Origin of the sequence: Halorubrum tibetense, from assembly GCF_042661865.1 — an archaeon.
Taxonomy (GTDB): Archaea; Halobacteriota; Halobacteria; order Halobacteriales; family Haloferacaceae; genus Halorubrum; species Halorubrum tibetense.
Genome location: NZ_JBHSWW010000077.1, coordinates 1 through 9366 on the forward strand (window position 1 = coordinate 1; position 9366 = coordinate 9366).

The 9366-nt window shown below is 68.0% G+C and carries 11 protein-coding genes; 4 read left to right on the forward strand and 7 right to left on the reverse strand.

Annotated features, from left to right (window positions below):
• On the reverse strand, nt 1-291 hold a 291-nt coding region (locus ACFQEU_RS07190; protein WP_465261120.1), incomplete at its 3' end, for an amidohydrolase family protein.
• A 120-nt stretch (nt 292-411) separates the two neighbouring features.
• Between ACFQEU_RS07190 and ACFQEU_RS07195 the strand changes: the two genes are divergently transcribed.
• Nucleotides 412-1533, forward strand: coding sequence for a pyridoxal phosphate-dependent aminotransferase (locus ACFQEU_RS07195; protein ID WP_379780705.1), 1122 nt, complete (start codon nt 412-414; stop codon nt 1531-1533).
• 140 nt (nt 1534-1673) lie between these two features.
• The gene (locus tag ACFQEU_RS07200; protein WP_379780707.1) at nt 1674-2876 is read left to right on the forward strand and encodes a methionine adenosyltransferase; all 1203 of its coding nucleotides are present in this window, start codon (nt 1674-1676) and stop codon (nt 2874-2876) included.
• Nucleotides 2877-3227: 351 nt separating this feature from the next.
• Here the strand turns inward: ACFQEU_RS07200 and ACFQEU_RS07205 are convergent, their stop codons facing one another.
• Nucleotides 3228-3680 carry a DUF5804 family protein gene (locus ACFQEU_RS07205; RefSeq protein ID WP_379780709.1) on the reverse strand — a complete coding sequence of 151 codons (453 nt, stop codon included), beginning with the start codon at nt 3678-3680 and terminating at the stop codon, nt 3228-3230.
• A 142-nt stretch (nt 3681-3822) separates the two neighbouring features.
• Here ACFQEU_RS07205 and ACFQEU_RS07210 point away from each other — a divergent pair, with 142 nt between their 5' ends.
• Entirely contained in the window at nt 3823-4566 is a 744-nt protein-coding gene (locus tag ACFQEU_RS07210; protein ID WP_379780711.1) for a ThuA domain-containing protein, read from the forward strand.
• Nucleotides 4567-4744: 178 nt separating this feature from the next.
• Here the strand turns inward: ACFQEU_RS07210 and ACFQEU_RS07215 are convergent, their stop codons facing one another.
• From ACFQEU_RS07215 to pyrB, 3 genes are all read right to left on the reverse strand, one after another.
• A complete protein-coding gene (locus ACFQEU_RS07215) occupies nt 4745-5605 on the reverse strand; it encodes a glycoside hydrolase family protein (RefSeq protein ID WP_379780713.1) in 861 nt (286 codons plus the stop codon).
• Nucleotides 5606-5857: 252 nt separating this feature from the next.
• Complete coding sequence (gene pyrI / locus ACFQEU_RS07220) at nt 5858-6316, reverse strand: aspartate carbamoyltransferase regulatory subunit (protein ID WP_379780715.1); 459 nt, start codon at nt 6314-6316, stop codon at nt 5858-5860.
• A complete protein-coding gene (gene pyrB, locus ACFQEU_RS07225) occupies nt 6309-7226 on the reverse strand; it encodes an aspartate carbamoyltransferase (RefSeq protein ID WP_379780717.1) in 918 nt (305 codons plus the stop codon). Before pyrB ends, pyrI begins: the two co-directional genes overlap by 8 nt.
• 208 nt (nt 7227-7434) lie before the next feature.
• On the opposite strand from pyrB, the gene ACFQEU_RS07230 reads away from it, so the two are divergent.
• Nucleotides 7435-7758 (forward strand): ASCH domain-containing protein, encoded by a 324-nt coding sequence (locus ACFQEU_RS07230; RefSeq protein ID WP_379780719.1) that lies wholly within the window; start codon nt 7435-7437, stop codon nt 7756-7758.
• Nucleotides 7759-7766: 8 nt separating this feature from the next.
• Here the strand turns inward: ACFQEU_RS07230 and ACFQEU_RS07235 are convergent, their stop codons facing one another.
• Complete coding sequence (locus ACFQEU_RS07235) at nt 7767-8912, reverse strand: ABC transporter ATP-binding protein (protein WP_379780723.1); 1146 nt, start codon at nt 8910-8912, stop codon at nt 7767-7769.
• A 68-nt stretch (nt 8913-8980) separates the two neighbouring features.
• A partial coding sequence (locus tag ACFQEU_RS07240) for an ABC transporter permease subunit (RefSeq protein WP_379780721.1) occupies nt 8981-9366 on the reverse strand: 386 nt, incomplete at its 5' end.

The window sequence follows — 9366 nt, forward strand, 5'->3', positions numbered from 1 at the left end:
GAGCGCTCGGGTCATCCACTCGATCTCGGGGACGTCCTGGGCCGCCCCGCGAAGCAGGGTGTGCCGGCCGTGGACGTGGGCGTTGACGAAGCCGGGAAGCGTGAGGCAGCCGTCGCCGTTCACGGTGCGGTCGGCGTCGGCCGTCTCGACCTCCGCCGCGGGGCCGACGTAGGTTATCTCGCCGTCGGTCCACCCGACCGCGCCGTCGTCGACGATCCCGAGATCGCCGGTCGCGCCGGGGACCGTCGGGTCCATCGTGACGAGCAGCGTGTCCGTGACGAGGGTGTCCATGCCATCGGATCACGTGCCTGTGGCAAGGAACTGTCGGTGGGTGAGAACGCGGAGACGGGAACGACATGCGGACGCGATCGGGTAACAAGAACTAACTCCGGGCGGGACCCTCGATAGGTCATGCCGAAGTTCTCCGACAGGGTGGAGCGGATCTCGATAAGCGGGATCCGCGAGGTGTTCGAGGCGGCCGGCGACGACGCGATAAACCTCGGGCTCGGGCAGCCCGATTTCCCGACGCCCGCACACGCCCGTGCGGCCGCCGTCGACGCCATCGAGTCCGGGAAGGCGGACGCCTACACTGAGAACAAAGGGACCGCCTCGCTCCGGGAGGCGATAGCCGAGAAACACCGAACCGACCAGGGGATCGGCCTCGACCCGGCGAACGTCATTGCCACCGCTGGGGGGAGCGAGGCGCTCCACATCGCCTTGGAGGCGCACGTGAGCGCGGGCGAGGAGGTCATCGTTCCCGACCCGGGGTTCGTCTCGTACGACGCGCTGACGAAGCTGGCGGGCGGCGAACCGGTGCCGGTGCCACTGCGTGAGAACCTCACGATCGACCCCGCCGCGGTCGAGGCGGCGATAACCGAGGACACGGCGGCGTTCGTCGTCAACTCCCCCGGAAACCCGACCGGCGCGGTCTCGTCCGAGGCGGACGTCCGGGAGTTCGCTCGGATCGCCGACGAGCACGACGTGCTCTGTCTCTCCGACGAGGTGTACGAGTACACCGTCTTCGAGGGCGAACACCACTCTCCGATGGAGTTCGCCGAGACGGACAGCGTCGTGGTCGTCAACTCGGCCTCCAAACTGTTCTCGATGACCGGGTGGCGGCTCGGCTGGGTGTACGGCTCCGCCGAGCGCGTCGACCGGATGCTGCGCGTCCACCAGTACGCGCAAGCGTGTGCCTCCGCCCCGGCACAGTACGCCGCCGAGGCCGCGCTGCGGGGCGACCGCGGGATCGTCACGGAGATGACCGACTCCTTCGAGCGCCGGCGGGATATCCTCCTCGACGGGCTGTCGGACGCCGGGATCGACTGCCCCACCCCGAAGGGGGCGTTCTACGCGATGCCGCGGGTCCCCGAGGGGTTCGTCGACGAGTGTCTCGACCGCGGCGTGATCGTCGTCCCCGGCGAGGCGTTCGGCGAGGGGGGTCGCGGCTCCGCCCGTATCTCGTACGCGACCGACGAGGACGAGCTCCGGGAGGCGATCTCGACCATGACCGAGGCGTACGAGGCGGTGCAGTAGTCGGTCGGTTCGAGGCGGTGCATCCCTCAAACCGCTCTGCCGATGTCCCGCAATCCTTGCCAAAACATAACCGTAACGCATTATTGGCTCGCGAGAGGTTTCCGTAAGTTATACCGCCTCCGGCGGAGTACGGCGGCGTAATGGATCGGAACATACAGGTCAGTCGTCTCGACCGGCAGGCGGTCGAGGACCAGGAGGTCGAGATCGTCGAGCGAAAGGGTATCGGACACCCGGACTCCATCTGCGACGGTCTCGCCGAGTCGGTCTCGCGCGCGCTCTCGCAGCTCTACCTCGACCGCGTCGGGAAGGTGCTCCACTACAACACCGACGAGACGCAGCTTGTCGCGGGGCGTGCGGCCCCCGCGTTCGGTGGCGGCGAAGTCGTCGAGCCGATCTACATCCTCGTCGTCGGCCGCGCTACGAAGGAGTACGACGGCGAGCAACTCCCGGTCGACTCCACCGCGCTGCGGGCGGCCCGCGAGTACCTCGCGGAGGCGATCCCCGAGCTGGAGTACGGCACGGACGTCGTCGTCGACGTCAAGCTCGGTGAGGGCTCCGGCGACCTGCAGGACGTGTTCGGCGAGGAGACCCAGCAGGTCCCGATGGCGAACGACACTTCCTTCGGCGTCGGTCACGCGCCGCTCACCGAGACGGAGACGATCGTCCACGAGACCGAGCGCGAGCTCAACACCACCTACTACGCCGACCACCCCGAGCTCGGTCCCGACGTGAAGGTGATGGGGAAACGCGAGGGCGACCGGATCGACATCACCGTCGCCGCCGCGATGGTCGACGCTTACATCGACGACCTCGACGACTACGACGATGCCGTCACCGACGTCCGCGAGTTCGTCGAGGGACTCGCCCGCGACCACACGGACCGCGAGGTCAACGTCGACGTGAACACCGCCGACGACTACGAACAGGGGTCGATCTACCTCACCGTCACCGGCACCTCCGCCGAGCAGGGCGACGACGGCTCGGTCGGCCGCGGCAACCGCGCGAACGGGCTCATCACGCCCAACCGGCCCATGTCGATGGAAGCGACCTCCGGGAAGAACCCCGTCAACCACATCGGGAAGATCTACAACCTGCTGTCGACGCACATCGCCGAATCGGTCACCGAAGAGGTCGACGGGATCCGCGACCTCCAGGTCCGCCTGCTCTCGCAGATCGGCCGCCCGATCGACGAGCCCCACGTCGCCGACGCACAGATCGTCACGGCCGACGGCGTTGACATCGCCGACATCGAAGACCAGGTCGTCGAGATCATCGACGCCGAGCTCGCGGACGTGACCGGGGTCACCCGCCGCGTCATCGACGGCGACGTCTCGACGTTCTGATCGGGACCGCGACCGAACCCGTTCGGATCACTCCGGACACGGGGTCGTTCGAGCGGTAGTGCGCCTTTCTGTGACCGTATATCCGTCGCGGGCAGGTCGCGGAGGTGAGGAGGCGCGCCCCTCCGAGACGAGGTCGTGTGCTCCACGGGGTAATAGGCCAGCGTCATAGGCCAGCCCGATCGTCTCGGCTACTTATATAGTATATAAGTAACGAGCCCACCTGTAGAACTGGTATATAACTGCCGTGTCGGGCTCTTGAGAATCGCCGCGTTGCCCGTTGCCCGCGGGGTCACACGCCGCGAGCGGTCCGGATCCGACGGCCGTTTCGGTGACCGCCCTCTCGACCGCGGGTCACCCCGAGAACTCGGTTTCGCTCACGCGGACGACGAGCGTCTCGTCGACCTCCCGCAGGTCGTACTCGGGGGTCCGACCTTGGACCCGGCGGACGAACATCGGCTCGACGGGCTCTCCGTCGACCAGGCCGAACACCTTGAGGCGCTGGTCGGTCTCCTCGGGAGGGACCTCGCCGTCCCGGACCTCGCGCGCGAGGTCACGCGAGAGCCACTCCTCGCGGGAGACGGACGGCTCCAACACCAGCGCCTCGTCGACGAAGCGCACGAGGTACCAGTGGAGGTCGTTCAACAGCGACACCGCCGCGCCCAGACTCACCGTGTCGACGGCGACGCTGTTCGCGAACGGCTCCGCGATCTCGTACGTCGCCAGCGCCTCGCGCGCCGTCTCCCGTGACAGCAGCTCGTAGGTCAGGTTGACGTCCGGATCGCCGAGGAGACACACCCGCGTCACGGGCGGACCGTCGCGTCGAGTTGGGAAATCGATTGCGGTCCGGTTGCGGGCTCGGGTCGCGATCATCGAACTCGCTTATATACCTCGCCGGGGATCGACCTCGGACACCGGTTTATAACACGATCCGGCGTGGAGGCGGCGTATGGCACGCGTCACGGTCTGGAACGAGTATCGGCACGAGCGCGAGAGCGACACGGTCGCGTCGGTGTACCCCGACGGGATCCACGCGGTCATCGCGGCTGCGCTACGGGAGGCGGGCCACGAGGTCCGGACGGCGACGCTCGACGAGGGTCCCGACCACGGGCTCACCGAGTCGGTGCTCGCCGACACCGACGTCCTCACGTGGTGGGGCCACGCCGCCCACGACGAGGTCCGTGACGAGGTCGCCGCGCGTGTTCACGACCACGTCCTCGACGGGATGGGGTTTCTCCCGCTCCACTCCGCTCACTACTCGAAGCCGTTTACGCGACTGATGGGGACCAGCTGCTCGCTCAAGTGGCGGGAAGCCGCGGAGACGGAACGGCTGTGGGTCGTCGAGCCCGGCCACCCGATCGCCGACGGGATCGGCGAGTACATCGAGCTCGACGAGACGGAGATGTACGGCGAGCGGTTCGACATCCCGCAGCCGGACGCGCTCGTGTTCACTTCCTGGTTCGCGGGCGGCGAGGTGTTCCGCTCGGGGTGTTGTTACCGCCGCGGCAACGGCCGGGTGTTCTACTTCCGCCCCGGCCACGAGACGTATCCGATCTACCGCGACGAGAATGTCCGGCAGGTCCTCCGAAACGCGGTCGAGTGGGCGGCTCCGGGCGACGGTCCGGATCCGGCGTTCGGGAACGCGGACCCGATCGAACCGATCGACACCGACGACGACCGGACGGTTCACTAGCGGGGTCGGAGGCACGCGACGAGCCGCCGGCTCAAGCGTGTAAATCGACCGCCGCTACGGTGCGGACGTTGAAAGGCCGCCGCCTCGCGCAGAGCGCGCGACGACGGGTGTGCCACGCACCGGCGGCCGGTCGAGTACGTTTCCGCCGCGTCCGTATATAAACCCTCGTTCACGCCGCTCACTCCGGCCGGTGGACTTCACCGTCTCGCGTGTCGGCGTCCTTCCGGCGGAGCGCCGCGGCCGCGTTGCTGGCGTCGTAGCCGAACAACACGTCCTTCGCGTACGTCTCGGTGACCTCCGTGGCGTGGATCAGGTCGTCGACGTCGACGTTCACGGCGTACAGTTCGATCGAGAACGGCGTCTCCGGCGGCGCGCCGTGAACGTCGTAGTCGCCGCCGAGTCGCGATCGGAACCCGCGAGCGATCGACTCGAGCCAGTAGGTCGTCGCGTAGTGGAGGTCGTAGACGGGCACGACGAACTCGTCGACGTGATCGGTCAACGCCCCGATGTCCAGACCCGCACGTTCGCGGAGGTGGTCCGGATACGGGTCCGGGTAGAGAGTCAGAAGCGTCCGCCCGGGGATCCGGTCGGCGGCCTCGGCGACGAACTCCGTGATCACGTCCGCACGCCAGTCGCTCCAGTCGTCGTGGTCGCTCTCGGCGAACCGTCGCTCGCACCGCTCACAGTGACAGAACCCCTCGCGGGGGAACCCCACGTCGTCGAGACGGACATCGTCGTTCTCGGCGGCGCAGTCCTCGATGATCTCGAGTAACCCCTCCCGGTACTCCGGGTGGGTGGGACAGACGTACGCCCAGTCGAAGTACTCGCGGTCGCGGGTGGCGGGCTCGCCACGCTCGTCCACCGGCACGAGCTCTGGGTTCTCGCTCGCGGCCGCGTTGTCCCCGAAACACGACACCATGTTCACCGCGTTCGGGAGCGGCGCGGCCGCCCGGCCGGTGACGTCCTTCACCTCGTAAAACCCCAGATCGAACGGCTCCATCTCGACCTCGTCGGCGTTTCGCGTGACGACCCCGTACATGGCAGTCGCTACGCGGGTGAGGGGTAAAAACTGCGGGCTCCCGCCCGCGTGGTCACGTCCGACCGCCTACTCGACTTCGACCGGCTCCTTATCGCCGGCGAAGAGGAAGTACGCGAGGACGACGAGCGACAGCACGAGGAGGAGCTTGAGTTTCTTGCTCATGACGTGTCATCCGACCGTTCGATCGGACCCGGCTAAAACCTATCGGCGACGTGGGCGTCGGTGAGTTCGGTGATACCTCCCGACCGAATATCAGACGTCGATGTGGTCGGCGATGTCCGCGCGCAGGACCGTCGCGCAGTAGTCACACCGGACGCCGTCGTCGATCACGTCGAACCGGGTCTCGACCGGCTCGTCGGCGTTAGTGATACAGTTCCGGTTCGGACAGGATAACACGCCAGCGACCTCGTCGGGACGGGTGACGCGGTTCTTCTCCGCGACCTCGAACTCGCGGATGATGTTGATCGTCGCCTCGGGCGCGATGAGCGAGAGCACGTCCACCTCCGACTGGGAGAGCTCCCGGTCCTCGACCTTGACGACGTCCTTGCGACCGAGTCGGTCCGAGGGGACGTTCATCCCGATCGAGACGCCCAACCCCTCGGAGCCGTCGATCCCGAGGATCGCGAGGACGTTGAGCGCCTGTCCCCCCTCGACGTGGTCGATGACGGTGCCGTTGCGGATCTTCGAGACGCGGAGCTCGTGGTTACTCATTGTCGGCCTCCAGCAGGGTGTCCAGGAGCGCCATACGCACCGGGATACCGTTGTGTGCTTGTTCGAAGTACCGAGCGTGTTCGGTGTCGTCGACGTCGGGCGCGATCTCGTCGACACGCGGCAGCGGGTGCATCACCGTCAGGTCGTCGTTCGCGTCGGTGAGGGTGTCGGCGTCGATCCGGTACTCGCCGGCAACGCGGTGGTACTCGTTCTCGTCCGGGAACCGCTCTTTCTGGATCCGGGTGACGTAGAGGACGTCGAGCTCGTCGAGAACGGTCTCTAACTCTTCGTGTTCGCGCACCTGCGCGCCGGTCTCGTGGAGGTCGAATCGTACCGACCGCGGGAGCCGGAGCGATTCCGGGCTGATGAAGTGTTGTCGGGCGTCGAAGTTGGTGAGCGCGGCCGCGAGCGAGTGGACCGTCCGACCGTACTTCAGGTCGCCCATGATCCCGATCGTGAGGTCGTCGAGCCCGTGGTCCTCCCGGATCGTGTGGAGGTCGAGCAGCGTCTGTGAGGGGTGCTGGCCCGCGCCGTCGCCCGCGTTTATCACCGGCACGTCGACGAACTCGGCTGCCAGCGTCGCGGCCCCCTCGCTCGGGTGACGGAGGACGAGGGCGTCGGCGTACCCCTCGATGACGCGGACGGTATCCGCGAGCGACTCGCCTTTCGACACCGACGAGGAGGCGACGTCGCCCATGTCGATGGTGTCGATCCCCAGCCGCTTGGCGGCGGCGTCGAAGCTCATCCGGGTGCGCGTGCTCGGCTCGAAGAAACAGAGCGCGAGCACGGTCCCCGCGTGCCGGTTCGCGTACGCCGCGGGGTCGGCGGCGACCTCGCGCGCCCGGTCGAGCACCGCCTCGATGTCATCCCGCGAGAGCTGTGTCGCGGTGATGAGGTGGTCCTGACGCATCGTCGGAGAAGGGGGCCGGCAGTATCTTGAATCCCTCGGCTCGACGATCCGTGTCCCTGATCACGGCCGTGGATCGGCCCGCACGCACGGTTTCGAGATCCGCAGCTGGCTACGGCGTGGGGGCTTGTGAGCGACGGCGGACCAGAGACGAGCGGACGCCGGTCGACCGCTCCGTGCGTATAAGTCGCCGGCGACACAACGAGGACCCATGACCGAGAACGACCCGGCGGCGCTCCTGCCGAACGACCGAGTAAAGCAGGCGGCGATCGACGGCGACGTCACGCAGCTACACCGCGGGAACCGGTACGGCGACCCCGGGGACACGTTCGAGGTCGACGGCGTCACCTTCGAACTGACCGAGGTGACGGAACGAACCCTCGGCGACATGACGGACGCGGACGCGAAACGAGAGGGGTCGCCCTCGCTGGAGGCGTACAAAAAGCGGATGGTCCGCGCCCACGGTGGCCAGTTCGACTGGGACGACGACGCGGACGTGGTCCGCCATCGCTTCGCGCGGGTCGACGACGAGTGAGGTCGCCCTCACAGCCGGGAGTCGTCCACGGAGTCGTCGGGAAACACCGTTAGCGCCGACGGCGGGAACCTGACGGTCACCGCGTCGCCGACCGCCGGTGGATCCGTCGCTTGCTCCGCAATGAGCGTCGCGCCGTCGGCCGTTCCGACGGTCACGTCGTAGCGTGTTCCGACATCGCGGACCCGCCGAACCGTCCCGCTCAGTGTGATGGACCGCGGCGGGCCGTCCGTGTCCGTCGGTTCGCCCGTAGCATCCGATCCGCCGGGCTCGACCCGGAGCGTGAGCGCCTCGGGGCGGACGTGGCAAACGACCGTATCGCCCGGCTGGAACCGTGCCCTGTTCTCACATCGATCGATCGTCCGGTTGTCGAGACAGATATCACGCGGCTCGTCGGCGGCCGCGTCGGCGGTCGAGTCGGCGTCGACGACTCGCGCGCGAAGCCGGTTTGAGCGGCCGAGGAACGAGGCCACGAACGGTGTCGGCGGCGACTCGTACAGCGCGCGCGGCTCGCCGACCGCCGATATCGATCCGTCGTCAAACACCACGAGTCGGTCGGCGAGCGCCATCGCGTCCGCCTGGTCGTGGGTGACGAACAAGGTCGCCACGTCTGTCTCGCGCTGGATCCGGTCGATCTCGTCGCGGAGCCGGTCCCGAAGCGTCCTGTCGAGCGCGGAGAGCGGCTCGTCGAGCAGCAACACGTCCGGCTCCGGGGCCAGTGCCCGAGCGAGCTCGACGCGGCGTCGCTGTCCGCCGCTTAACGCCTCGGGCGACTCGTCCGCCCGCGCCCGCAGATCGACTAGATCGAGGTACTCGGCGACCCGCTCATCTCGCCGGGCCCGCCCCGTCCCGCACGCGGTGAGCCCGTAGGCGACGTTCTCGCCCACGGTCATGTGCGGGTACAGCGTCGACTGCTGGAAGACGAGCCCCACGTGGCGGGACTCCGGCGGGGCGTCGGTGACGTCGTCGCCCCGCAAGCGCACCCGGCCCGCGGTCGGGTCGATGTGGCCGGCGATCGCTTGAACGAGCGTCGTCTTGCCGCACCCGCTCGGCCCCAAGAGGGCGACCAACTCCCCGGGCTCGACCCCGAAAGACACGCTATCGAGCGCCCGCTCGGTACCGTACTGATGAGTGATGTCGGCGATCTCCAACGCCAAGGATCGACCGCCGTCAGCCGTCACCGTGCGACTCCCGTCGGTCGTCACGCGCCGATCGTCGTGGGTCGTCACGCGTCGACCACCGTCGGCACGCTGCCGACGCGCTGGACGACCGCGAGGAGGGCGAGCGTGATCGCGAGGAGGGCGAGCGCGAGCGGGACGACCGCGTCGATACCGCCCGAGATGAAGTCGACCCAGATGCGGGTCGGCATCGTGCGTGGGTTGTACGCCACCATCATCGTCGCGCCGAATTCCCCGATCGCCCGCGCGAACGTCAGCGTGATCCCGGCGAGGATCGCGCCCCGGGCCATCGGGAGCGAGACGTTGCGGAACGTCGCGAGCGGGCCGTGTCCGAGCGACCGGGAGGCCTGTTCGAGCCGTTCGTCCACCCGCGCGAAGCCGGCGCGAGCGGTGATCACGACGAACGGCGCGGCGACGAACGTTTGTGCGAGCA